Source organism: Pseudomonas sp. S2_H10, from assembly GCF_054668285.1.
In genome coordinates this window covers 6,083,400-6,109,932 of sequence record NZ_CP162754.1, presented here as the reverse complement: position 1 = coordinate 6,109,932, position 26,533 = coordinate 6,083,400, and the positions used below count along the sequence as shown (strand labels likewise).

Here is a 26,533-nt window from a genome sequence, read left to right as displayed (position 1 = left end):
AACATTCTGGTTCGCTGCAGTGAATCAACTTCGCGCCCGACATTAAAGAGGGCTTCATCCTTGAGCAGTCCGCCAGAAGATCTTCCAGAATTTATTCTGCGCCAAGTCACGAAAACCCCTGACAAACTGGCATTGACGGGTGCACAGCATCAATCTATGACCTATGCACAAATGGAGCGGCGTTCGCGGCAATGGTGTTTGGCGATATTGGATGCCGGCGTTAAACCCGGGCAGTTTATCGGTTTGGCATTGAACCGCTCTCCAGACCTGGTGTGTGCTTTGCTGGGCATTCTGCGAGCGGGTTGCGGCTATGTGCCACTGGATCTGAAATATCCAGCGCAATGGTTGAAGTTTGTAATACACGACTCGCAATTGACTGCGTTGGTTTGCGCAGACGGATCCGACTTCCAATCCTGTATGCCAGATACTTGCAAGGTGATCCCGCCCTCTCATCTGCCAACAATCGGCCAATCTTATAGTGCCACTGCCCTCCCGCGCCTGCATGCAGACTCCATTGCTTATGTCATCTATACATCCGGGTCAACGGGTCTCCCCAAAGGTGTATTGATCCGTCATCGCAATGCGATGAACCTGGTGAATTGGGCTTCCCGCTACTACAGTCGCGAAGAACTACGCTGCGTTCTGTTCTCGACCTCTATCTGTTTCGACTTGTCCGTCTTTGAAGTGATGGCACCATTGGCCGCCGGCGGTTCAGTTCACGTAGTACCTGATGCACTATCGCTGTCAGATGAAACCCCCATCCCGTCTATCTCTCTGATCAACACTGTCCCAAGCGTCATGAAAGAGCTTGTGCGACTTCAGGCAATTCCAACGACTGTCGAAACCATCAATCTTGCGGGCGAAGCACTATCCGCGTCACTGGTCGAATCGATCTACCGACTAGAACACGTGCGCAGAGTCTGCAATTTATATGGCCCTACCGAAACAACCACCTATTCGCTCTGCCACACCGTGGCGCGTGGCGAACAGGCACCCGCCATTGGCATGCCCATCACAGCGACTCAGGTCACACTGATTGATGCCCAAGGCAGGGAGGTTGCCGCAGGCGAAACAGGAGAGATCTGCATTTCTGGCGCGGGTGTCGGGGCGGGCTACCTCAATCGAGCAGAAGGGAATACCGGCGGCTTTGTGCAGGCAAAAGGTGTTACCGGAACGTTCTCTGCTTATCGTACCGGGGACTTTGCGCGCTGGCGTGAAGATGGACAGTTAGTGTTCTGCGGTCGCAGGGATGAGCAAGTAAAGATTCGCGGGTATCGCGTCGAGTTGACCCACATCGAAGCAGTACTAAAGCAGCTTCTTGAGTGGGAGGATCTCGCTGTCGTGATTGCCGAGGATGTGCCTCATGGCCCTCTACTGGTCGCGTTTATCGTCAACCGAACAGTGAGCGATGATTTCATTGCCATGTGTCGACGAGATGTACCCCGGGTTTTGCCTCACTACATGATTCCCGCTGCCTGGAAACCCCTTGAGGCATTTCCGCGACTGGCTAATGGCAAAGTGGACAGGTCCGCGTTAAGCAGATCTTACGCAGCACAGTCATCTCACAAACAACATCTACCGATTGAAGCGCCGGGCGTGAGCGCCGTCGGTTTGCATCGACTGGTAGAAGAAAGGGTGGCGCAACGGCCTGACGGCGTGGCGGCCATATTCAATGATCAACAACTATCGTTCGGTGAACTCAATACTCGGGCCAACGCACTTGCCGGCAGATTGCGCGGGCTTGGTGTCGGGCCTGACCTGGTGGTGGGCGTATATTTTGAGCGCTCACTGGAAATGCTCATCAGTCTGCTGGCAATTCTCAAGGCCGGTGGCGCGTACCTTGCGCTGACTCCCGATACGCCCGCGGCGAGGCTGGAGTACATGCTGCACGATTGTGCAGTCACAATACTGCTGACCCACACAATATTGATCGATCGCCTGCCTCCCCTCCCCGACATTCACCACATCATCTGCGTTGAAGAAGCCGCAACCGAGTCGGAACCTGCAGTCGCAAATCTGTCCGAACTCACCACGCCGGAAAATCTCGCTTACGTCATGTACACCTCCGGATCCACAGGCAAGCCCAAGGGGGTGGCGCTGCCTCATCAAGGTGTTGTCAACCGGCTGCTTTGGATGCATGACACTTTTGCCCTGTCCACCGATGACAGGGTTCTGCAAAAAACGCCTTTCAATTTCGATGTTTCAGTATGGGAATTCTTCTGGCCACTTATAAGCGGCGCCACATTGGTGATCGCCAAACCGGACGGACACCGCGACGCAGAATATCTGGGCAATTTGATCAAGCATCAGTCCATTACGACCCTTCATTTCGTCCCTCCGATGCTTGAAAGGTTTCTGGACACTTCGCAGGTGAGACAATGCCAGTCGATCCGTCGAGTCTTCTGCAGTGGTCAGGAGCTCCTGCCTAAACTTCAGCAGCGTTTCTTCTCCACGCTCCCCAATAGCGAACTGCATAATCTCTACGGCCCTACTGAAGCATCCATTGACGTCACGCATTGGCAGTGCGATCGCCACAGCAGCGCAACTCGGGTACCGCTTGGCCGTGCGATTGCCAATACCCACCTGTATCTACTGGATGAAAACCTCAAACCAGTAGCTCCTGGCGTGATCGGCGAACTTTACATCGCGGGCATTGGCTTAGCTCGGGGCTATCTCAATCAGCCGGAGCTAACGTCAAACAGTTTTATCAGTAACCCGTTTGATTCGACATCAGCGCGAATGTACAGAACTGGCGACCTGACCAGACTCCTGGCAGATGGCAACCTTGAATACATTGGACGGCTTGATACTCAGGTGAAAATTCGCGGTTACCGGATCGAACTTGGCGAAATCGAGTGCGCCCTGCTGGCCTGTCCGCAAGTAGATGCTGCGGTTGTACGCCTGGTTGATCGCGAAGGCGCAAACCCCGGCACACAGGAACTTGCTGCTTTTCTGACGCTTCATAGCGCTATCGATTGCAGCGCCCAACTGCGTGCGCGTTTAGAACGCCAGTTGCCGCCATACATGCTGCCTGCCAGGTGGGTCATTCTTGACGCCATGCCGCTTACGGCAAACGGTAAAGTCGATATCCGACAACTCTGTAGCACGCCCAGACAAGCGCTTCCTTCCGTCGCCCCTGAGCAATTGTCGGGGCTAACCGTTCAAGAGCTGACGAGAACGATATGGAAACACGCCTTGAAACTCGAGGCTCTCGGTCTGGACGACAATTTCTTTGCCATGGGTGCCGACTCTTTCATGGCAAGTGCGGTAGCACAGCAATTAAGTCACGTTCTCGGACAACCGATAAATGCCTCGATGATATTCGAGGCACCCACGGCTTCAAGGCTGTCTGAACACTTGTCAGCAAGCGACATCAGCTCCAGACAGATGCCAGTCACCCTCTCGCAATCGCCAGGACGCCTGACTAATGGTCAGCAACAACTTCTCGCTTACACGCGATTGATGGGGCCCACGCCAGCGCTTCAAGTCGGATTCTGCCTGAAACTTCGGCGTACCGTCGCCATTCGCGAAGTAGAGCGCTGTGTTGCAGCACTTGCCGCGCACCATGTCGTGCTGCACGCCAGGATCGAAAATGACAACTGGGTGGCAACGTCCCATTCCCCTTCGCTGGAGGTCATTGAAACCGCTGCACTGGCGTCAGAACACCTCGCAGACTGGTGCATAAATCTTGCTCGGCGCGACCTTGATATTCAGGGTCAAGGTGCATGGAAGGTTTATTGTCTGAACAATGGAAACGAAGTAGTTCAGCTCCTGCTGGTGTTCCATCACGTGTTGATAGATGAATACTCCATCGAGCGAATATTGGGTGATCTCGCGCTACTGCTGGAAGGGAAACCGCTACTCCGCGCTGAAGAAGTGGCAGAACCAGGAGCAACACCCGAACGAAATGATATCGACTGGTGGGAACAGCGCCTGCGCGGTCTGCCCAAGCTTGATATCCCGATAGATAAGCTTGTCGGCGAGTCTCTCATGCCCAACCTGCGATCCACACGACATGTTGTGCATCTGCAGCGAAGCGCCTGGCGGCAATTGCTCCGCACTGCACGTGAATGTGCTTCGACCCCCTATGAAGTCCTCGCGGCAGCCCTTGCGCTGGTTCTGCATAAATGGACAGCGCGCTCACATGTGTTGCTGGGTGCGGTCTACTCCCATAGAGACACGGCTTTGTCTCGGGAACTGGGGTTCCAATGCGCGCTATTGCCCATTCACGTGGAGTTACCCGCGAATGCCGATTGGCAGCAAGCGCTCACGTTGACGAGCAGAAGCATTCGCGAATGCCATGGACATCTCAACGTCTCAACGTCCCGACTGCATGCCTTGGTCCAAGGTCTCTGCCCCAACAGGCAACTGCTACCTGTTCGATTCGGGATGATCAAGAAGCCCGGGGCCACCCTCGATCAGACCTGGTTTGATGCAGAGGAAATCGACACGGGCTACACCGAGAGCTCTTTGAGCTTCCAGGTGCGATACGACATGAATCAAGCCTGCCTTTACGTCGATGGCCGGCAAGAGCTATTCAACGAAGACACCCTTGAGTGGCTGGTGTCTCAGTGGCTCGCGACGATTGAGCAAGCACCGCGTGACGCTGCAATCAACACGTTTTCGTTACCTGCCCCTGAGCATATTCATGCCCGGATTGCCATCGAGTCGATCTGGACACGTTTCAACCAACGGGTCGAGGAACAGCCTGAGCGCACGGCGATCGAGGAGGATACTTGCCGAATTTCCTATGAAGCCCTCAAGGAAAGATCCCTGGCAGTCGCTGCCCAATTGCACAGGAGCATCGAGCCCGGCGACGCCGTTGTCATTTATTGCAAAAGCGCGATAGAAGCCGTTGTCGCGATCTTCGCCTGTCTGCGTACCGGAGCCGTATTCGTTCCCGTCAATACGAATGTTCCCGTCAAACGATTGAGCGAAATTGTCCGTATCGTTGGTGCGAGGACGTTATTGCTGGATGCTCCGCCGGATCTCTCGTCGCACGTGCAGCCCTTGGTGAAAACACTTATCGACACTCGCGCCGGATATACGGTGAAGGATGAAGACGCGACATTTGCCGCTTATCGGCAAATACAGGACGAGGTCCGGCCGGCCTACGTGCTTTTCACTTCGGGCTCAACGGGAGTGCCCAAGGGAGTAGCGCAGAGCGAAGCTGCGTTGATACACCATATCGAAAGTTACATCCGCAGCATCGATATCACTTCGCTTGATTGCCTCAGCATGATCGCGAGCGTGGGTTACGATGCCGCGCTAATGGATGTATTCGCAGCACTGACCGTTGGCGCAAGGCTCTCCGTGAGAAGCCTCGCAACGCACGGTCTATCCGGCATCGCTGTTTGGCTGGAGCAGCAACGCATTACGGTTCTGCATGCCACGCCTTCAGCCTTCCGCGCCCTGCTCAAGGCACCTCTGCTGCCAACATCGCTGTCTACAATCCGCTGCGTGGTGTTGGGTGGAGAGGCCGCGCGCTCAAGTGACCTGGCCCTCTTCAATCAACATTTTGCAGCCACCGCTCGATTGATCAACGGCTTTGGCCCAACCGAATCGACGCTCGCGCTGCAGGCGTCATTCGAACATGGCACTCATTGCACCTACCCCACCCTGCCTATTGGTCTACCAGTGGATGGCACGCAAGTCTGCCTGATCAACGACCAGGTCGGCGACGGTTCGATGGAAGGTGAAGTCGAGCTGCGCAGCCCCTGGGTCATGCTGGGTTATATCAATGCGCCCTCAGACCTGGCGGCGCTGCTCATCGGCGCGCCAGACAAGCGTTCGCAACACTATCGCACAGGAGACATCGCACGCCGCTTGCCGGATGGGCACCTGCTGCACTGTGGTAGACGCGATGAGCAAGTCAAGATCAACGGTGTTCGTATTGAGTTGGCTGAAGTCGAAAACGCGCTGATTCTTCTGGAGGAAATATCACAGGCCTGCGTCCTGGTCCGTCAGAACCTCAACGACGAAAATGTGCTGTGCGGCTTTCTGATACCTGCAACAAGTCTTGCTTGCGACCCGCAAAACATTCGACGTCAATTGCACGACTGTCTGCCCGCAGGGATGGTGCCATCCGAACTCACCATCATGGAGCACTTCCCCTATCTGGCAAACGGAAAAGTCGACAAGGCCGCCCTTCGCGCCCGCGCTCCCGTCATGTCACAGCACCTGGAACTCAGTGAATTTGAATCAGTCATCGCGGGATATTGGCGCGATGAATTGGGACTACCTGCACTTCCTGAGCGCAACAAAAGATTCTTCGACCTGGGTGGCAACTCTCTCACGTCGATGTCGGTTTGCGCGGTGATCAATCAGGCTTACGGACTGCACGTGAACCCGTCTGCCCTGCTTTCGAATCCGACCCTGGAGGCCTTCGCGACCATTCTTCAAAACCAACCATCACCTCTGAGTGAAAACATCGCGAACAAAAGCAGCGCTTTTGCGCTATCACATCAACAGGTGCAATTCTGGTTGCAGCACCTGATATCGGGTGGCGCGGACAACAACTGGATACTGTGGGGCGCCCGTATAAGTGGCACCCCTGATCGCACTATCGTTGATCAGGCACTGGATCACATCGTCGCACGCCATCCTTTGTTGCGCCTCTGCGTCCACGATAGCCCGGCCGGCCCTCAAGCGATAATTGCACCCGCTGGTTCCGTGCGTACCCTCTGGGAATCCGTGACGCATCTGGACCTTCCCCTCTCCGTACAATACCTTCCTCATTCACTGCGTTGTCCGTTCGCTTTGACTCAAGGCGCACCGATTCGCTTTGCCGTCCTGCTGCATGGCGGCAAACATTATCTCGTGCTTCTTGCTCACCATATGGTTGTCGATGCGTACTCATGCCAATTGATACTGCGCGACTTTGACCGAACCTATGCACACATGCTCGGCCTGATCCCGCAACCGGTCAGCCTCCCACCCCCGCCTTTCGAGGATTCCCGCAGACGCCTTGAAACAGCGGCCCAACGGGCTCGGGATGCCGGCGCCATAACGTACTGGACGGAGCATCTTCGCCATGCAAAAACGCTGCTCGACCTTCCGCTGGCAGACACTCACGGCCTGGTGCCGGGCACAGAAAGCATTCGCCGCCGGGTAGATATCGACGCCACGATCACTTCAGCGCTCGAGCAGTTTTGCAGCGAGCACTCGATTACGCTCAGCAGTGCGCTTATCTCTCTGTTTGCGATCGTGTTATGCCGCTATGGCAATGACAGCGAAGTCATTATCGGCCTGCCTGTCTCACTGCGAATCCTGCCAAGTGAAGCCGATGTCGTGGCTCCCCTGATCAACACGGTGCCGATTCATTGCGAACTGGCACCTTCACTGGGCTTTTCCGAGTTGTGCGGCATTGTCCAGACCCGCGTTGCCAACGCCCTCGACCGAGCTTATCTGCCATTGCATGAACTCGTGGCCGCGGTACGGCCGACTCGACAGCCGGGACGAAGTGCTCTGTATCAAGCGGTGTTTTCACTGCATAACGACACTTTGCAGTCTGCCGATCCATACCGGACGATCGAGCCAGTACCCACTGACTCGGGCACGATAAGTGGCGACATTGCCTTGACGGTTGAGCGTCAGGCTCACGCGCTGACGTTTCTGGTGGATGGAGCCAAAGGCAAACTGCACTCGAAACTGATTGAGCGCATCGCGGCACAGTTGCCGGTCCTTTTGCACAATCTCTTGAGCGCGCCTCAGGCCTCTGTCCTTCATACGTCAATGCTGCCTCCTGCACAGCGTGCGGAGTTGACGGGAACTCTGGCCGGTTCTCGTCAGCCCCTCAGCGGACACCAGACGCTCCTCGATGCAATCCTGGGTGCGGCGATGAAACGCGGCAACGCATGGGCCGTTCGCGGGCGCCATAACCTGACATATTCGGAGTTAGTGGAACAGGCAACCTCGCTGAGTCGACGATTGGAGCAGTCGGACGTGGAACCCGGAGAGTTTGTGCCTTTCATGGTGTGCGAGCTGATTAACCCAGCAGTCGTCGAGCTGGCGATACTGATGGTCGGCGCCGCGTTCGTTCCCATTGACCCCGCATGGCCTGACACCGTCAAGGACAAAATACTGACCGACATCCAGGCACATGTACTGATCGAACAGCAAGAAAGCGCCTTGTGTCTCACCCTCCTGAATATCAAAAACAAGGCGGGCAGCGCTCACGGGCACGGCTTGCAGAATGACAGCGACAGGCCCATTTATGCGATCAGCACATCGGGCTCTACAGCTCTCCCGAAAACCGTGGTCATTGCACATCGCGGCATTCTCAATCGGTTCGCCTGGATGTCGGATTTTTTCGCTGATGGTTACCCCGTCACACTGCAAACGACGCCACTGACGTTCGACAGTGCCGTCTGGCAAATACTCTGGCCCTTGAGCCTGGGCGGCACCTGTGTGCTGCCCACACGCAACGAACGATTCGATATCAATGAATTTGCCCGCGTGGTCAACGACTACAAGGTGACCGTGGTGGATTTCGTACCGTCCGTTCTCGATGCGCTGATGGGCCAGATAACGCCGTCACATCTGGCGATAAAGCATCTGCAGGCACTGCGCTGGATCATCATTGGCGCCGAACGATTGAGTGGCATGACGGCCCGACGCGTCCGTTCACTCATTCCGGCGGCGCGTATCTTCAATCTCTACGGTCCAACGGAAGCGACCATCGGTTGCATTTACCACGAGATCATCGACGACCACGACGCCTACATTCCCATTGGTCGTCCGCTGCCCAATGTTTGCGCCTTCGTCGTCGACAGTCAGCAAGCCCTGGTAGCACGGGGGGCCCCCGGAGAATTGATGCTCCTGGGCGCGTGTGTCGGCGTTGGCTATCTGGGGCAAACCTCAACCTCCGGCTTCTGTGACAGTCGGCTCTGCGAACACTTTGGCGAACCCGCCTATCTGACGGGTGACCTGGTGCGCTGGAACGAAAATGGCCTGCTGGAGTTTCTCGGCCGGCGCGACTCACAAATAAAGGTTCGAGGGGTCAGGGTCGAACCAGCAGGCATCGAAGCCGTACTGCGCGAACATTGTGAAGTCAGGCGTGCGGCTGTGCTGATCCGCCAGGACAACCTGTGCCGGGCAAACGACGAGATCGTCGCATTCGTGGTTACGCAAAGTGAGTCTGCAGATCTCATCGAGTCGATCTTTGCTCATCTCAGGCAGCGTCTCGCTTCACATTCAATACCCTCGCGAATCATGGCACTTGCCGATTTTCCATTACGGTCCAGCGGCAAGCTGGATGAGCAAAAAATGCTTGCCTTGTTCGGCGCTGCGATACCCGACCACGCGCCCGTCACCAGGGCTCCGGGTATTCATGGGCGTGTGCAGGCCATTTGGCAGGCGGTACTCGGAACCCGTCTGACCCTGGGCGAAAACCATACGTTCTTCGAGGTCGGCGGGCATTCGCTCCTGACGCTGTCGCTGCAGCGCGAGCTCAATCGTCAATTCAAGCTGGATTTGAGTGTGACCGATCTGTTCAGGCACACCACGATCTCGACCCAAACCCGACTCATCGTCGCTCGACAAGGACTGGCAACAGTCAGCGCCTTAACAATGGATTGATAACGGTATGCAACCAATGGATCAAGAAAGAGATGACATTGCCATTATCGGAATGTGGTGTCGGTTCCCGGACGCAAACTCCCCTGGCGAGTTCTGGACAAATCTGGTCGAAGGAAAGCAATCGATCATGCCCATCCGCCGCGAAGCGTTGTTGGGCTCAGGATTGGCAGTGGATCTGATCGACAACAGCCGATACGTCCCCTTCCGTGCGGTGCTACAGGATGCGACCCATTTCGCCCCGGGCGCATTTGGCATCACGCCTGGACAAGCACAACTGACTGATCCGCAGCACAGGCAGTTTCTGGAGTGCGCTTTTCTGGCTCTGGACGATGCCGCCCTTGAACGAACCGACGATGCATCTATCGGGGTGTTTGCCGCACAGAGCCAGAATGCCTTTCGCCAGGCTTGCGATGCGCCGGCGGGATCTGTCAGCGCCTACAGCGCTGATGTATTTAACGGCGATGCCCACCTGGCTGCCAACGTTGCCTATCGGTTGAATGCCAGCGGCCCGGCGATCACAGTCAAAAGTGCTTGTTCAAGCTCATTGGTTGCGGTGCACCTTGCCTGCCAGGCTCTGCAGGCCAACGACTGTGAGATTTCCATTGCCGGTGGCGTGTCTATCGGCTGGCCACAATACACAGGGCATCTGTATACCCCCGATGGAATCATGTCCCGCGATGGGCGCTGCCTGCCCTTCGATGCGAACGCCACCGGAACCGTTCGAGGCGAAGGTGCAGGTGTTCTGATATTGCAAAGACTCAGCGCTGCACGCGCAGCGGGGTGCCACATCCACGCCATTATCCGTGGCAGTGCGGTAAACAACGACGGCGCCGGCCGAATGGGCTTTTCCACGCCATCGGCCTCCGGCCAGGCACAGGTCATTACCCGAGCACGTCTGCGCGCCGGTGTCGGTGCAGAGCAAATATCGTTGATAGAAGCCCACGGCACCGGGACCGCAATCGGTGATGCGGTGGAGTTGGCAGGCCTGGAAGAAGCCAGCTGTAAAGCGCCCGCAGGCAAGGTCTTCATTGGCAGCGTCAAAGGTAACATCGGGCATCTTGATGCGGCTGCAGGAATTGCCGGCGTCATAAAAACAGTCTTGGCTCTGACTCATCGTAAAATTGCGCCGCAAGTGGGATTCAAGCAGTTTCATGAGGAAAGTCGGCGCTACGCGGATCGCTTTACGGTGCCGGTTAAAGCAGAAGACTGGCAGGTCAACGGTTGCCGAATGGCCGGTGTCAGTTCGTTCGGGCTGGGTGGAACCAACGCCCATATCGTTCTGCAAGAACACGTGCAACATGCCACTGGCAAACAGCCCCAATACCTGGGACCACTGATTTTTCCATTGTCGGCAACCCGTGAGAGCAATCTTCAGAATGACGCATTGCGAATCAGCGAGCGCAGCATTCAGCGCTCACTCAGACCTCAGGATGTGGCCTACAGCTTGGCCGACAGAACGGCCATCGGCACCTTTCGCTTCGCCTGTGTGGGCAACACGCCGGACGATCTGGTCTGGTGCTTGAAAACAGCGCATGCCACAGCAGTTCCGGTCCCCGCGCAGTTCAATGCAACCTTCGTGTTCGCCGACCTCGCTGATGTTTGCATCCAGACGCTGGAGCAACTTCGTGAGGCCTTACCCAGCTTCGATCGGCACTTTCAGTCCATCGCCGACAAGGTAGCCTCGGTCACAGGGAGCGATCCACGTATCGAAGCGCAGAGTCAACCAGAGCAAACCCCGCATCTGCTCGGATTCTGCCTTCAGGTTTCACTGGCCAGAACCCTCATTGCGCTGGGCGTGCAAGTAACGTCCTGGTACGCACAGGGTAGCGGAGCGTGTTGCGCCGCCTGCCTATCGGGTGCCCTGAGCATCGAGGACAGTGCTCGGCTGGTGCTGCTCGCCGCACGCGATGCGCCCGTGAATCAACTGCGCCAGTTACTCGATGACGTCAGCGCCTGCGCCGGCACCGGCTGGAACGACCTCGATGGCAAGAGCGTGCCAGAGCACCTGTGGCGTACGCCCGGTTACTGGAAGGAGGGTTTCAGTCATCGACTCCGCGTGGTGCCAACCCGCCCCTCCTTCGCACAACAAACCCATCCATTGTTGCGGGTAGATATGCTTCAGGCGTCACTGACCATTGAGAGGGACACACCAGATGCAATGGCGCAGCTGCTAAAAATCGTCGCCTCGGCATGGACACACGGCGCCCCTGTCAATTGGTCTCTGCTGTACGAAGGGATGGACGTGCGCAGGGTGGCTTTGCCAGCCCCACAGCTTGATCGCGCGGCTTTTTTACCACCCGCCCATAGTCAGCCTTGTAGAGCGGAAACAGCCGCCTCCCCCGACCACGATTCGACATCGCCCCCCCCAACAGAACAGCGTGTTGAGCCATTCACTGGCTCTTGGGAAACGTTGGTCCGCGACAGTTTCAGCGAAGTACTGAAGATTTCCTCGATAGGGAACTCAGAGAACTTTTTCGACCTGGGGGGCTGTTCGCTCACGGCGCTGGATGTCATGGACCGTCTGGAGAAACTGACTAGCGTGCGCATTTCATTACGCTCATTTCTCCACGCCCCTACCGTATGCGATCTAGCGTGTGCTCTGGAGAAATCCGCCTCCCAGAGCAACGGGGAAGGCCTGGTAGCCTGTGCCCCGTATGCCCCCCGGACACTGGATGATCCAGGTGAAATGGCGCTGCCCACCCTTGGCACGGAGAAACTGCCGCGTTTCAGCCTGTTTTTCTTTTCCGGCGAAGCCGCCCCCCAGGCGCAACCCGACACTTACGCTTTGCTGCTGGACGCCGCGAGGTTCGCAGATGAGCACAACTTCGAAGCCGTCTGGGTGCCTGAGCGACACTTTCACAAGTTTGGTGGTTTGTTCCCCGCCCCCTCTGTCCTGGCCGGTGCCCTGGCGATGGTGACCCAGCGCCTGGCCATCCGCGCGGGCAGTATCGTGCTGCCCTTGCACAATCCACTGGAGATTTTCGAGCAGTGGTCCGTCGTCGATAATTTGTCTGGTGGCCGTGTCGGAATGGCCATCGCACCTGGCTTTCACCCCACCGATTTTCTTCTGGCCCCCTCCAGATTCGCCGATCGGCGCGCGCAACTGCCACAAGCAGTGCGCGAATTGCGCGGGCTGTGGCGCGGTAAGGCATTCGAAGGAGATGACGGCCTGGGGCGCCATACAAAAGCCCATCCACTTCCTCGTCCCCAACAAGCCGAGCTACCGATCTGGATCACGGCGTCCGAGAGCGAACAAAGCTTCAGGGACGCTGGAGAGGCCGGTTTCAACATCCTCACGGCACTGTTGGCGCTTGACGTCGACAGCCTTGCCGAACGCATTGCAGTCTACCGGACCGCGCTGGATGGAAAACCCGGGAAGGTGACCGTTATGTTGCACACCTACATTCATCCCGACGCCACTAATGTGGACACGGTGGGTGCCGGGGCATTGTCCAGATACCTGCAGGAGCATCTGGATTTCGCCTCCTCTCGTACCACTTACGAGCAGGTCAATAAACTTGGCGATGAAGACCGCCTCGCACTGGTCGAGCATGCTGTAACGAGATACCTCAGCGGTGCCTCGCTCATTGGTACGCCGGCCAGGTGCGCAACATTCGCAAAAAAAATGGCGGCGATCGGCGTGGACGAAATTGCCTGTCTGGTTGACTTCGGAGTGAGTCGAAACGACGTCCTTACCTCTTTGAAGGAACTCGCTTCGCTAGGAGGACGGCCATGAGTACCCAGCACAGCAACCACTACGACGGCAACGATTGTCCCGTACCTGCGAACATGACGCTGTATCCAGCGTCCGCGGCTCAGAAGCGTCTGTGGTACATGACTCAGCTTTCCTCTCACAGCCCGCTCTACAACGTCACGCTCGCCATTCGCCTGGACATCGCACTGAATCAAACGGCCCTGAAAGCAGCATTACAGGACCTCGTGATTCGCCATGAAATTTTACGAACGCGCTATATCCTCGACCAGGGAACCGTCTGGCAGAAAGTCGAAACGGCGCAAGGCTGGCAACTGGAACGGCTCGAGCCTTCAGCGGTGCCATACGAGGAGCGCGCAAACATCTGCAGCCAGATTGCGACAGACATTTCCAGGCTTGATATCGCCCTGGGAGCAGGCCCTGTCTTCAGAGTATTTCTGCGACAGTTCGCGGACAATGATCATCTATTGATCTTGCTGACCCACCACATTGCCACTGATCAGCGCTCGATCAATCTGTTGTGCCAGGAACTCGATGCACTGTATTTCAGCCACGTCGCGTCTAGCCCGTTACACCTAACGGTACCACTCCAATATCGTGACTACGCCATTGCGCAGCTTCAGCAGTTCGAACAAAAACGTGAGCGGCTGCTGGCCTATTGGAAAACGCAAACTGCAGGTGCCGCACAACCGCTGCCGCTTCCTTACGACACTCCTCTGCTACGCACCGAGAGGGACAGGACCGGCCGTGAACATCAATTCCTGATCGGACAACCAGCAGTTGTGTCTTTTCGCAAATGGTGTCGCCGCCAGCAAATGACCGAGTTCAGTGGACTCCTTTGTGTCTGGGGTGCGCTTTTGCATCTTCTGACCGGTTCGCAACGCATCTTCATGGCAACCACAACTGCATTCAGGGATGGTCAAGACTTTTCGAATACTCTTGGCTGCTTTATCAATACGCTGGTTGTCAATGTCAGGGTAGCGGCCGAAGATTCCGTTGCCTCCTTCACACGGCATTCACGGGATCAGTTGTTCGACGCACTGGAACACCGAGAACTGACCTATGAACGATGGGTAGAGCTGGCCCGGGGGCAAGGTGAGGATGCAGAGGAATTCATCAGCACTTATCTGCAATTCCAACCCAGATCAGTGTCGACCAGTCACTACACAGGTCCTTTCACGCCGAACATGAATGTCTTCAATGGCAAGGCCAAGTTCCCGCTGATGCTTAACGTGAGCGACATGGGTGAAGAACTCAGATGCACCATCGAGTACGAGTCCTTCGCTTTCAACGCTCAGACCATTAGGGATATTGCAGAGGGTTTCCTGTCGGTTTTTTCCCGCATGCCCGCCAATGACGATGCCTGCGTCGCCTCGTTGATGCCGCAATCGATCATCAATTATTCCCGCACTGTCGCTGCCCCGGGGGCTCCCACACGGGCAGTGTCACCCTTGTCTGCGTCGATACCCGCGCCTCTCAATGACATGGAGCACCGTCTGGCAGACCTATGGGACACGTTGCTGCCGGCTCGTCCACAGCACCGAACCGATGACTTCTTCATGCTTGGCGGTCATTCTTTACTGCTCATCCAACTCATATGGGAGATTCAGCAGAAAATGGGCATCGGCGTGCGTCTTTGCGAACTGCGAAGCGCTCTGGCACTGGGGGAAATGGCACACTGCATCCAGAAAGCATCACGTCGCGGGGACTTAAGTCCGAGGAACAGAAGATGTTCAAAGGATTGAACAGCGCTGCCATTTAACACATCGGAGAGTAACGATTGTGAGTACAACAAAGACCATCGCCGTCATTGCCCCCTCGGGCATTCCCGATCAAGAAAACCTCGCTCAGGGAGTTGCCCTTCTGCAAAGCTGGGGCCATCGGGTGATTCTCGGGCGTCACATCCACCAAAAGTGGCATTACACCGCTGGCACTACACAACAGCGCGCAGAAGACCTGATCTGGGCATTAACCGATCCTGATGTGGACGTCGTCTGGATGGCCAGAGGAGGATTTGGCGTCCAGCACTGCATCCCCGCCTTGCCTCTGCTCAATGCAACTGATAGATCCGTCATTGCCAGTTCCGACTCAACTGCCTTGCTCAACTACCTGTATTTGCATGGTCACGTAAATCTGTTTCATGGCCCCATGGTCACTTCCCTGGCGAATGGCGTCGATGTGGCGACACGCACGGCCGTACGGGGAATGCTCGACAACCCCAAGGCGTCGGGGGTCATCCAATGTGACAACGCCATGGAACCCGTGCGGGGAACCCTTACAGGGCCACTGGTCGGCGGTAACATCGCCGTACTCGCCAGTTTGGCGGGGAGTGAATGGCCGTTGCGCACACAGGGTGCGATTCTCATGCTCGAAGATACAACGGAACATGCCTTTCGACTGGATCGATTCCTCCTCCAACTGTGCGCCAGTGGTGCACTGGAAGGTGCATCAGCAATCGTGCTGGGTGAATTTGTGAAGTGCTATCTGCCTGCTGATGCGGATTACACAGCCAGCGAATTGGTATTCGAACTTTTGAAACCCCTCGGTGTGCCTATCCTCACGGGTGCGCAATTCGGACACGGCACGACTAACCTCCCTTGGCCATATGGCCGCACGGTGACATTGTCCGGCACCTCGATCATTTTTTAGCGGTTACTACCAAGTCTCATTCTGGCACTAACCGCCTGTGAAAATACAGCGTTCTAACCGGCAACTCGCAACTGCGGCCAGCCATCGGTCTTCTAAGTGCATGAAGGGACTCAACGCGGATTCTTAGTCATTAAGGGAGACCAAATGCGACTAAAAGCAGGAGAAGAAAAATAGCTGAAGCGGCTAAAAGGCTTTGAAGAATATGGTGTCCCAGGGCATGTTCTAACTGCAAATCTTCCCCCAGGAAGACCATCACAAACCAAGCATACAACGGATAAAGCCAGCAATTACTAAACTCGCAACCCGGTTTATTCCGACAATACAGTTCCACATAGTAAACACGACGAGCTTCTGGCAGTCACTCAAAACCAAAAAGGCACTACCCTACCCTTGCTACGCGTGTTCATCGTCGATAAAGGAACTTGCGGCCGAAAATGATTTTTTTCTGGTTTGCGTTGCAGAATAAAATGGCCTGTGGAATTCTAACTCCAATCGCCTTGAGATACGTGCCGCGCTAGCGAAACGGATTGCGCATCAGGACCTTGTCGTCTTGGAACATCCCTTTCTTCTTTATAAAATCACTACACTACACCGATATATCTTTCTTCCGTTTATCAGCTATGGCGTAGCCCACGTTAAACCACCGTTGTACTTGTCAGCACCACTGGCACCGACGACAGCTCCGAGTCGCAGCAATAAATGGCGCAGCGTTAAAAATCGCAGTCCTTTGAAGTATGGTCGCGGTTTTATTGCCTCACACAGAACTCAGGAAACGCATATTCTTCTGCAGATACCGTATTGCCGCCAAGGATTTTGCACATGTTGTCTACCGAAGACCTGGCGCTGCTCGAGGCCATCCGCGAAACCGGCAGCCTGTCGCGGGCGGCGGCACATCTGGGCAAGGCGCCGTCGACCGTGTCCTATGCGGCGCGGCAACTGGAGGAGCGTTTCGATGCGTTGCTGTTCGACCGCCGCCGCTACCGGTTGCAACTGACCCCGGCGGGCGAGTTGCTGGTCAACGAAGCGGCGCGGTTGATGCAGGACGTCGCGCGCCTGACCCAACGGGTCCGGCAGGTTGCCAATGGCTGGGAGAGCCGCCTGTGGATCGTCACCGACGAACTGCTGGAGTTCGAGACCCTGATCCCGGTGATCGACGAGTTCGATGCGCTGCAATCCGGCGTGCCGCTGCGCATCACCCAGGAAGTCCTCAAAGGCGTCTGGGAAGCCCTGCGTGAAGGCCGCGCGGACCTGGTCATCGGTGCCACCAATGAACCGCCGGCCATTGCCAACTTGCGCTGGATGCAACTGGGGGAAATGCAATGGGTGTTTGCGGTGTCGCCCAGACACCCGCTGGCCAAGGCCAAGGGCCCGATTACCCGGGCCATGGTCGCGCAGCACCGGGCGATTGTGGTGGCCGATTCATCAAGGGTCACCGAGGGCAGCACCTACGGCGTCACCGGCGGGCAAACGGTGCTGGCCGTGCCGAGCATGCGCGCGAAAATCCTCGCCCAGTGCAATGCGCTGGGGGTGGGCTGGCTGCCGCGGCACCGGGTGGGTTCGTTGCTGGAAAACGGCACGCTGGTCGAGAAAACGATGGCCGACCCGCGTGAGCCGAACATCCTCTACGCCGGCTGGCGTGGCGACCATGACGGTCGCGCACTGGGCTGGTGGCTGGAACAGCTGAAAAAGCCCTTCCTGGCCACCCGACTGGTCGAGGGAACGGACCGGTTCATCTGACGCTTAGTTGGCAATCACGCTCATGTTGCGCCCACTGGCCTTGGCCACGTACAACGCCTTGTCCGCCGCATCGATCAGCTCTTCGGAGCGAACCGGTGATGCGCCATTGCTGGCACACACGCCTATGCTGACGGTCACGGCGCCTTGCGGGCTTTCACTGTGGGTTATCCCGGCGTCGAGCACCGCGCGGCGGATTTTCTCCGCCACCAGAAATGCCCCGACGTAGTCGGTGCCGGGCAGCACCACCGCAAACTCCTCGCCACCATAACGGGCGGCCAGGTCACCCGGGCGCTTGATGTTGTCCGTGATGATCGCCCCGACCTTGCGCAAACACTCATCACCGGCCGGGTGGCCGTAGCGGTCATTGAACGGTTTGAAATGATCGACATCGATCATCAGCAGCGCCAGTTCGGACTGGCTGCGCCGGGCTCGGCCCATTTCGGCATCGATGAACGCGTCGAGCTGACGCCGGTTGGCCAGCCCCGTCAGCGCATCCTTGAGGGCCAGGCCTTCAAGGTTGCGATTGACCTCCAGCAGCTTGTCCTGGGTATCCAGCAACTCGACCTGCACCAGGTTCTGCTGCCTCATCAGCTTGATCAGCCGAAACCCCATGACCCCCAGAACACTGAGCAACAGCGTGACTATGCAGGCGCTGAGCAGGGTTTCCCGACGCCAACCGGCGAGTACTTCATTCTTGTTCAATGCGACGAAAACGATCAGCGGATAACCCTCGACCCGGCGGTACCCCGTCACCCGCTCGACGCCGTCGATGACCGACGTGATCGTGGCCGTGCCCGCATCGCTCTTGGGCAGCAACCGGGTGAACAACGGGCTCTTGGCCAGGCTGGTGCCGATCTCCGACTCCTTGAAGGGCCGGCGAATGACAATGTCGGCATTGTCGGCGATCAGGTTGATCACGCCGTTGCTGCCCATGTCGATGCTGTCGTAGAGCTGCAGGAAATGACTCAGGTAAATCGTCGCCAGCGCCACCCCGGCAAAGCTGCCGTCGGGATGATTGAAGCGGCGCGAGACCGTCAGGATCCACTCGCCGCTCGAACGGCTCTTGATCGACGGCCCAATGTGCGGCCCGCGGCCGGGGTTGTCACGATGGAAAATGAAGTATTCACGGTCGGAATTGTTGACGCCGGTCTGGCCGGCGCCATTGGAATTGGCGAGCCACTGGCCGTTTTCGTCGAAAACGAACACGCCATGGAGCTGGCTCAACTGATCGCGCTGGGCGTTAAGCAATTGCGGCAGCCGGAATTGATCGACCCCCTCGTGCTCCAGGCGATCGACCAGGGTGAACAGCAGCGTATCGGCCTGCTTGATCGTGGCCTGCGCTTGCGACGCCAGGGTCTGCGCAAGGTTGGACATCACCACTTCCTTGTCATGCAGGCGGTACTGGCGTGAGCTCCAGGCTTCCCAGATCACGATGGCAACCATCGACAGGCAGACCGCCACCAGCAGGATCACCGCCGAGCGGACCTTGAGCCGGGTCACGGCTGGCCGGAATACTTCAATAGGATCGTTGATCGGCGAATCTCCCCTGGTACCTGGCAAAGATGTTAGCGCGACATCTGCTTCAGCGCCTCCAGCCACGCCGGATCCAGTCGCGTCTGCTCTGTATCGATGCCCAGCGCTTGCATTCGTTCCTTGTGCCGGTCCATTTCGCGGATCAACTGGCCGTGGTCACTGGAGTTGCCGTCCAACTGATGCATCTGGTCCAGGCCCAAATGGTAGAAACGCAACAGCTTCATGGCAACCGGATCGCCCTTTTCCACGGCTGTCGTCAAATGATGCATGACATTGGTGATGCTCATCAGGCTGCGCTTGAGCTGCCAGCTGTAGACCGCCGGGGCCATCCACGCCTGGCGCCAGAACACCTTGCGCATCAGCGCCGCCATCGCCAGCACGGCAACAAACACGCCACCGACGTTGAAGCGCAGGTTGTCGCCCCCGGGCGTGCCGAACAGCGCCACCGCCGCCGTGGACAGGCCCATCGCCAGCGCCAGGAAGATCAGGGCGATGATCACCGTGCTGCGCCGCGTCTGTTGCCTGTAGGTGTCGGCGTTCATCGGCTGGATTTCGAACATTGCGTCGGGTTTCCTGAGCTTCAATGGTAAAAAGGGGTCCGGGGTAAAAAGACTGCGGGCCATTATCGCCTCTGCGAGGGATTTAGCTATGCTGGGGCTCCTTTTCATCTTTTCATCGTCAAACCGGGGACATGGCGAGACCGCGCAGTTCGTGCCATCTTCTTTCATGAATACACATTATTCGGATGCCATTCGTAGTTGCTGTGTGAATGACATCGTTTTAAGGATCATTGAATGACCCAACGCCAAGTTATCAACGCCTCCGTCAGTCCCAAAGGCAGCCTGGAAACGCTCTCGCAACGGGAAGTCCAGCAATTGAGCGAAGCCGGTTCCGGCAGTACCTACAACATCTTCCGCCAGTGCGCCCTGGCCATCCTCAACACCGGCGCCCATGTCGACAACGCCAAGACCATCCTTGAAGCCTACAAGGATTTCGAGATCCGCATTCACCAGCAGGACCGCGGCGTACGCCTGGAACTGCTGAACGCCCCGGCCGACGCCTTCGTCGACGGCGAAATGATCGCCAGCACCCGGGAAATGCTGTTCAGCGCCCTGCGTGACATCGTCTACACCGAAAACGAACTCGACAGCCAACGCATCGACCTGAGCAACTCCCAGGGCATCAGCGACTACGTCTTCCACCTGCTGCGCAACGCCCGCACCCTGCGCCCCGGCGTCGAGCCGAAGATCGTGGTGTGCTGGGGCGGCCACTCGATCAACACCGAAGAGTACAAATACACCAAGAAAGTCGGCCACGAACTGGGCCTGCGCAGCCTGGACATCTGCACCGGTTGCGGTCCCGGCGTGATGAAAGGCCCGATGAAAGGCGCCACCATCGCCCACGCCAAGCAACGCATCCACGGCGGCCGTTACCTGGGGCTGACCGAGCCGGGCATCATCGCCGCCGAAGCGCCGAACCCGATCGTTAACGAACTGGTGATCCTCCCGGACATCGAAAAACGCCTGGAAGCCTTCGTCCGCGTCGGCCACGGCATCATCATCTTCCCGGGCGGCGCCGGCACGGCCGAAGAGTTCCTGTATCTGCTGGGCATCCTGATGCACCCGGACAATGCCGGCCTGCCCTTCCCGGTCATCCTCACCGGGCCGAAACACGCCGCGCCGTACCTGGAACAACTGGATGCATTCGTCGGCGCCACCCTGGGCGACGCCGCCAAGCAGCACTACCAGATCATCATCGATAACCCGACCGAAGTGGCACGGCAGATGACCCAGGGCCTCAAGGCGGTCAAGCAGTTCCGCCGCGAGCGCGCCGACGCGTTCCACTTCAACTGGCTGCTGAAAATCGACGAAGGCTTCCAGCGTCCCTTCGACCCGACCCACGAAAACATGGCCAACCTCAAGCTCCGGCTCGACCTGCCACCCCATGAACTGGCGGCCAACCTGCGCCGCGCGTTCTCCGGCATCGTCGCCGGCAACGTCAAGGACAAGGGCATCCGCCTGATCGAAGAACACGGGCCCTACCAGATCCATGGCGACGCGGCGATCATGCAACCGCTGGACCTGCTGCTCAAAGCCTTCGTCGCCCAGCACCGCATGAAACTGCCGGGCGGCGCGGCGTATGTGCCGTGTTATCGGGTGGTTGCTTAACCCTTTCGGCGTCGTTATGCCGATGTGAGCCTTACCGTTGCGAGCCGCAGTGAAAGCTGCGGTTCGCTTGCTTCTATGGAAAGAAAAAACATGCGCCAACGTGATTCAGCGCGACTGCTGGTGATCAATCCTTCAAAACAGGTTCTGCTGTTTCACTTCCAGCACAAAAACGACGCCCTCGCCGGCCAAAGCCACTGGGCGACACCCGGTGGCGGGGTTGAGCCGGGTGAGTCGTTTGAGGCTGCGGCGGTTCGTGAGTTGTTTGAAGAAACCGGATTGCGTGTCGCCAATGTAGGTGCCAGCATTTCTGAACGCAGGTTTGCGATGATGCTGCCAAGTGGCGAAACGGTGCTTTCGGTTGAACGCTATTTTGTGGTTCATACCGACAGTGAACGCGTGTCACGCGAGGGATGGACGGCTCACGAGGTTCGGGTGATGGCGGACCATAAATGGTGGTCGGTGGCAGAGTTGCGTGAAACCAGCGAAACGGTGTGGCCGGAGCGGTTGATTGAGATGTTGGAAAGCGCCTGAACCCCTGTGGCGAGGGGGCTCGTCGGACCGCCGCACCGCCCCGTTCGGCTGCGAAGCAGTCGTAAATCCATTCAACCCGGTCTGCCTGAAAAACCGCATCGCTTGATTTTGGGGCCGCTTCGCGACCCAACGGGGGCAAGCCCCCTCGCCACAAAAGCTCGGTGTTTAGTCCAGCGGGGCAACGTTATCCAGCGCGCTATTGACCGCCAGGTCGGCCAGCATGATCACCTGCTGGATACCCAGCAACATGCTGCGCTGCGGGCCGTCCAGGAATGTAGCGAAATCACTGGCCATGACGCTGGCTGAAGCCAGTGATTCACAGGCATGGGCCAGTAAACTTTCGGTGTCGATGTTGGGCGCAATGATGAACATCGTGCTGGGGTTGTGGGGTGTGGAGCTTTTGAGGATGGCGGGTTTGAGATGGAGACCGGAAGGGCGATGGGTGGCGCTATCGGTTTCTGATTCGGGGGGATTGGGTGTGGGTTTGAACATGGTGGAGCTCCTGTAGAAATTGGAGCCACCAAGACCTGTCGCTAAACAAGTAAGGGTGGCGACTGTACGAAGGTTAGCGAACCGGTTACAGGCAAACCCGGTAGACCCGAAGGTCTCCGACGCACAGCCGCCATAATCAAATTGCAGGCATAGAAACGAATGCAATCAAGACTGGAGTGCTGGTGTCCCTGTAACTGTTCGGATCGCTAAATCCGGACGCTGAATTTGCAGCGACACGGAACGATAAAGACCAGACACAAGGCCCACAAGCCGGCGGATTCTGGCGTAGTTGTAGGTAACGACGCAAGGTAGCGTAGCCTTGCTCCTGGTCCTACAACCCTGTCTGACAGGCACATTGCTGGGGTGAGGCAGAAGATTTTCGTTGGATGTAATGCCGCCATCGCTGGCAAGCCAGCTCCTACAGGGATTGAGTACATCTGAAAGGGATTGGGTGGCTGTCAGGCCGCCATCGCTGGCAAGGCAGCTCCTACAGGGATTGGGTGCATCTGAAAGAGATTGGTCGGCTGGCAGGCCGCCATCGCCAGCAGGCTGGCTCCCACAGAAAGGCCAGAGCAAAAGCAAAAGCAAAACCCGCGCACAGCCGCCGCTCTTCACCACTCATCAGGCCGAGCGTTAGCTCGCCTGCAGCTCTTGATCTTGACTCACCCGCCCCCTCGGAAGGCTGAGTGGAGGTGTTCATCCGGGGATTGGCGCGCAGCGCCGTTCGACGCAGTCGAACTCATCGCATGTAGGTGCCAGCGAAGCCAACCGGAGGGCGATGCCCCCGGATGAATGCCGGAGCGAAGGAACGCCGAGCCTAGGCGAGGGGCCGGACGCTCGGGGCGAGCGTTTTTTTGGTTACTTTTTTTAGGCGCTTGTAAAAAAAGTGACTCGCCGTAAGGGCGAAACCATAAGTCGCCGTTACCGCAGGAATGGATATGTACTCAGTCAGCAAAATATAGGTCGGCTGTCAGGCCGCCATCGCGGGCAAGCCCGCTCCCACAGGTACTGAGTACATCTGCAAAATTTTCGCTCGGCTACGTGGCCGCCTTCGCGAGCAGGCTCGCTCCCACAATTGTACTGAATACATCAGGTAGAAATTTGTCGGCTACATGGCCGCCTTCGCGAGCAAGCTCGCTCCCACAATTGGACTGAATACATCAGGTAGATATTTGTCGGCTACGTGGCCGCCATCGCGGGCAAGCCCGCTCCCACAGGTACTGAGTACATCTGCAAAATTTTCGCTCGGCTACGTGGCCGCCTTCGCGAGCAAGCCCGCTCCCACAATTGGACTGAATACATCAGGTAGAAATTTGTCGGCTACATGACCGCCATCGCAAGCAAGCCCGCTCCCACAATTGGGCTGAATACATCAGGTAGAAATTTGTCGGCTACGTGGCCGCCATCGCGGGCAAGCCCGCTCCCACAGGTACTGAGTACATCTGCAAAATTTTCGCTCGGCTACGTGGCCGTCTTCGCGAGCAGGGGAGGCCCGAAGGCCGCCAAGGCCAAAAACCGGACTCACTGCGAACTCTCCGGATCCACCTTGTTCTGCGTCAGATACCGCTCCAGCGTCTCGTTCGGTGCAGGCTGAGAATTATCCCCCGCCACCTGCCACAACCGCCGCTCGATCCCCTGCGCCAGCAAATGCCCCACCGCCGACTCGATCGCCGACAACACACACAACTGCGCCGGCTCGTTGGTGGTATAGCCAACCTCAGCCTCAAGCAGCTTCTTGAACTCGATGAACTTGAACACCCCGGCACTGCGAGCGACCGAGTAGATGGTCTTGCTGGTCATCACGTTGGCCAACACCTGCCCGCTGCGCACGTCCACCGCCCGCAGGTTCACCGTGACCTGATCCACGCGGTACTCACGGGAAATGTCGATGCCCAGGTAGCGCGCCCCTTCCCCGCCACTGCGCACGTTGGTGTCGTAGGCGATGATCCCGCCTTCGAGCATCATGTTCGCCGCCTGCAGCGGCGGCAGCTCACCCAGGATGTTCACCGGGGTATTGGGTTTCTTTTGCGAGGCGCGGATGATCTTGCGCTCGGTCAAAAGGTTCTGCAGCCCTTCACGCTCCAGCACCACGAACCAGCCACTGGCCTGCAAGGCGTCCATCAACATGCTGGCCGCGCCCTGGGTCACGCTGGTGGAAAACGAACTGGCCGGGGTTGGCTTGTATTGCCCGGTCTGGTCGCGGAAACCGTACACCACTGCCATCAACTTGCCCTTGGGCCGTGGCATGCTCAACAAGTCGTAATAGGTCGACGCCCTGGGGGTCAGGGTCGGCGTTTCAGTGTCCTGCTCGGCGGACATCGGTTCACGCAGACCACAGCCGCAAAGCGCTGCCAACAGCATCCCTAGCACAATTATTCTTTTCATGTCCGTAACTCCCCATCGGCCCATGTCCCCGTCAAGGGGTGGTGGTGATGCCGTTTACCTGGATCTCCGAAACTTCACCGGTTGCCCGGTCGGTCACATTGATCGTCAATGCCCCGGAGTCGTCGATGACGTCGACGATAAAGGCGTCAGTCGACAGACTCCCGGTGTTGCCCGTCGAGATGTTGTCCAGCAGTTGCCCCAGCAACCGCGATTGCAGCTGACTGGTAAACCGTTCCAGCGCCGAAGTGCCGGCCACAGTGGTACGGTCTTTCAGATCGGGATCGTCGTAGTCGTTCTGCGCCTGGGCGTTGTTGAGCAGCCAGGTGCCGTTCAACGGGTTGCCGCCGAACGAGGGGTTGATGGGCGTGTAGACCAGTTCCGTGGCCTGGACCAGGCCGCTGCTGCCCGCCCCGGCAAACCAGAGCCCGAGCAACCACAGTCCTGTACGCTTGCCGACAGTTGTTTCCTTCATAGTTCGTCCCTCTCAAGGTCGGTGGTGTCCTGCAACAAGGCTTCCAGCTTGCGCTGCACGATCTGCAGGCGAACCTGGTCGGCAGCCGCATAGGCCTCGTCTTTCAACTCCACGGTGTTCGGCGGCAGGAAGCGCCGATAAACCAGGCGTTGCTGAAACTCCACGGTCACCAGGCTGCCCCAGCGCGCCGAAGGTCTTTCCCGCACCACCAGGTTGAAATCCATCGGGCTGGTGGCACGCAGGCGTTCACTGAACGAGTAGTAGAAGTCATGGCCGATGTGCGAAATCGTGTCGTCGATGATGAACCCCAGCATCTCGTCTTCTTCTGCCGCCTGGGCGAAGCTCGCCGCCAGCATCAGCACCAGTGCCGCCAGCCAGTGCCGGTTCAAGGCTGCAATGCCTCGGGTGCGGTGGACTGTGACTTGGGCTGTCCGTTGGAGTCATCGAGGAAGGCTTTCTCGGCCACGAACTGCCAATCCTTGTAGCTGGCCATGCCGTCGAAGTCCGACCACTGGCTGGGAAAGTTCACCTGCTTGAGCGGCTTCTCCGTGGAGGGGCAATACACTCCGCTGATCCGTCCGTCGACACCGCGCATCAGTTCCCATTCGCCCCCCGTCATCGGCTCCGCGTACAGCTTGCGGATATGGTGTTTGGCCGACGGAAAGCGCTCGTCCTGCAACAGGTCCGCGAGTTCTTTCGGGTACAGCGCGACACCTGGCGAGCTGCGGTAATAGCTGCGCAGCGCCTGGGCATACTGCGTACCGACCCAGAGCAACTGGTTTTCCCGGTCCCGGCGTGAAGCGGTGGCCCACAGCTCACCGGCACTGGCCAGGCCCATGCCCATCACGACGATCAGGAACAGCACACCCAGGTAGGTGAAGCCGTCCTGGCCCGCAGGCTTACCACTCGGAGTAAAGGCTGCCATCACGCGCCCTCCCGCTGGCACCACTCTTGATATCGGCCACCCCGCCCGCCACGCCTTCCGGTGGCGCGACCATGACCCAGGTGTCCTTGCGCTCGGCAATCGGGTCCAGCGGCTGGCTGCGCAGGTAGCGCAGCTCGACCAGTTGTTCGATGGAGTCGGGATAACGCCCGGTGTCCCCGTAGTAGTGATCCAGCGCCTCGCGCATGGCCGACAGGCTCTGGCGCAGCGTGGTCTCCCTGGAGGCCTCGAGGCTGGTGAAGTAACGTGGCATGGCGATCGTCATCAGGGTCGCGATGATTGCCATGACCACCATCAGTTCCAACAGGGTAAAACCCTTTTGCCGGCGCATA

General features: G+C 57.9%; 15 protein-coding genes. 7 read left to right on the top strand and 8 right to left on the bottom strand.

The annotated features are described in order from the left end of the window. Positions 1–60: 60 nt before the first annotated feature. The 5 genes from AB4O16_RS27665 (at position 61) to AB4O16_RS27645 (ending at position 17,677) form a co-directional block, all read left to right on the top strand. Positions 61–9,579, top strand: coding sequence for an amino acid adenylation domain-containing protein (locus tag AB4O16_RS27665; RefSeq protein WP_460156348.1), 9,519 nt, complete (start codon positions 61–63; stop codon positions 9,577–9,579). 16 nt (positions 9,580–9,595) lie between these two features. Next, complete coding sequence (locus AB4O16_RS27660; RefSeq protein ID WP_460156347.1) at positions 9,596–13,315, top strand: MupA/Atu3671 family FMN-dependent luciferase-like monooxygenase; 3,720 nt, start codon at positions 9,596–9,598, stop codon at positions 13,313–13,315. After that, a complete protein-coding gene (locus tag AB4O16_RS27655) occupies positions 13,312–15,036 on the top strand; it encodes a condensation domain-containing protein (RefSeq protein WP_460156346.1) in 1,725 nt (574 codons plus the stop codon). The genes AB4O16_RS27660 and AB4O16_RS27655 overlap by 4 nt, the downstream gene beginning before the upstream one ends. 37 nt (positions 15,037–15,073) lie before the next feature. Further along, positions 15,074–15,940: a S66 peptidase family protein gene (locus tag AB4O16_RS27650; protein ID WP_460156345.1), complete on the top strand. Its 867-nt coding sequence runs from the start codon at positions 15,074–15,076 to the stop codon at positions 15,938–15,940. An 819-nt stretch (positions 15,941–16,759) separates the two neighbouring features. Further along, a complete protein-coding gene (locus tag AB4O16_RS27645; protein ID WP_460156344.1) occupies positions 16,760–17,677 on the top strand; it encodes a LysR family transcriptional regulator in 918 nt (305 codons plus the stop codon). A gap of 3 nt (positions 17,678–17,680) precedes the next feature. Here AB4O16_RS27645 and AB4O16_RS27640 read toward each other — a convergent pair whose 3' ends face one another. Beyond that, on the bottom strand, positions 17,681–19,177 hold the full coding sequence (locus tag AB4O16_RS27640; protein ID WP_460156343.1) for a sensor domain-containing diguanylate cyclase: 1,497 nt from the start codon (positions 19,175–19,177) through the stop codon (positions 17,681–17,683). Positions 19,178–19,242: 65 nt separating this feature from the next. Continuing rightward, positions 19,243–19,770 (bottom strand): DUF3087 family protein, encoded by a 528-nt coding sequence (locus tag AB4O16_RS27635; RefSeq protein WP_460156342.1) that lies wholly within the window; start codon positions 19,768–19,770, stop codon positions 19,243–19,245. A gap of 234 nt (positions 19,771–20,004) precedes the next feature. On the opposite strand from AB4O16_RS27635, the gene ppnN reads away from it, so the two are divergent. Both ppnN and AB4O16_RS27625 read left to right on the top strand, forming a co-directional pair. Beyond that, positions 20,005–21,378: a nucleotide 5'-monophosphate nucleosidase PpnN gene (gene ppnN, locus AB4O16_RS27630; RefSeq protein WP_160387266.1), complete on the top strand. Its 1,374-nt coding sequence runs from the start codon at positions 20,005–20,007 to the stop codon at positions 21,376–21,378. A gap of 90 nt (positions 21,379–21,468) precedes the next feature. Next, on the top strand, positions 21,469–21,909 hold the full coding sequence (locus tag AB4O16_RS27625; protein ID WP_460156341.1) for an NUDIX hydrolase: 441 nt from the start codon (positions 21,469–21,471) through the stop codon (positions 21,907–21,909). A 165-nt stretch (positions 21,910–22,074) separates the two neighbouring features. Here the strand turns inward: AB4O16_RS27625 and AB4O16_RS27620 are convergent, their stop codons facing one another. From AB4O16_RS27620 to AB4O16_RS27595, 6 genes are all read right to left on the bottom strand, one after another. Next, the gene (locus AB4O16_RS27620) at positions 22,075–22,401 is read right to left on the bottom strand and encodes a DUF6124 family protein (RefSeq protein ID WP_460156340.1); all 327 of its coding nucleotides are present in this window, start codon (positions 22,399–22,401) and stop codon (positions 22,075–22,077) included. A gap of 1,521 nt (positions 22,402–23,922) precedes the next feature. Beyond that, complete coding sequence (locus AB4O16_RS27615; protein WP_160390453.1) at positions 23,923–24,786, bottom strand: CsgG/HfaB family protein; 864 nt, start codon at positions 24,784–24,786, stop codon at positions 23,923–23,925. 31 nt (positions 24,787–24,817) lie between these two features. After that, positions 24,818–25,258: a curli assembly protein CsgF gene (locus tag AB4O16_RS27610; RefSeq protein ID WP_460156339.1), complete on the bottom strand. Its 441-nt coding sequence runs from the start codon at positions 25,256–25,258 to the stop codon at positions 24,818–24,820. Continuing rightward, on the bottom strand, positions 25,255–25,614 hold the full coding sequence (gene csgE, locus AB4O16_RS27605) for a curli production assembly/transport protein CsgE (RefSeq protein WP_460158096.1): 360 nt from the start codon (positions 25,612–25,614) through the stop codon (positions 25,255–25,257). The genes AB4O16_RS27610 and csgE overlap by 4 nt, the downstream gene beginning before the upstream one ends. A 29-nt stretch (positions 25,615–25,643) precedes the next feature. Next, entirely contained in the window at positions 25,644–26,183 is a 540-nt protein-coding gene (locus tag AB4O16_RS27600) for a type II secretion system protein (RefSeq protein ID WP_460156338.1), read from the bottom strand. Then, positions 26,158–26,532 (bottom strand): type II secretion system protein, encoded by a 375-nt coding sequence (locus tag AB4O16_RS27595; protein WP_160390457.1) that lies wholly within the window; start codon positions 26,530–26,532, stop codon positions 26,158–26,160. Before AB4O16_RS27595 ends, AB4O16_RS27600 begins: the two co-directional genes overlap by 26 nt. Between the last annotated feature and the right edge of the window lies 1 nt (position 26,533).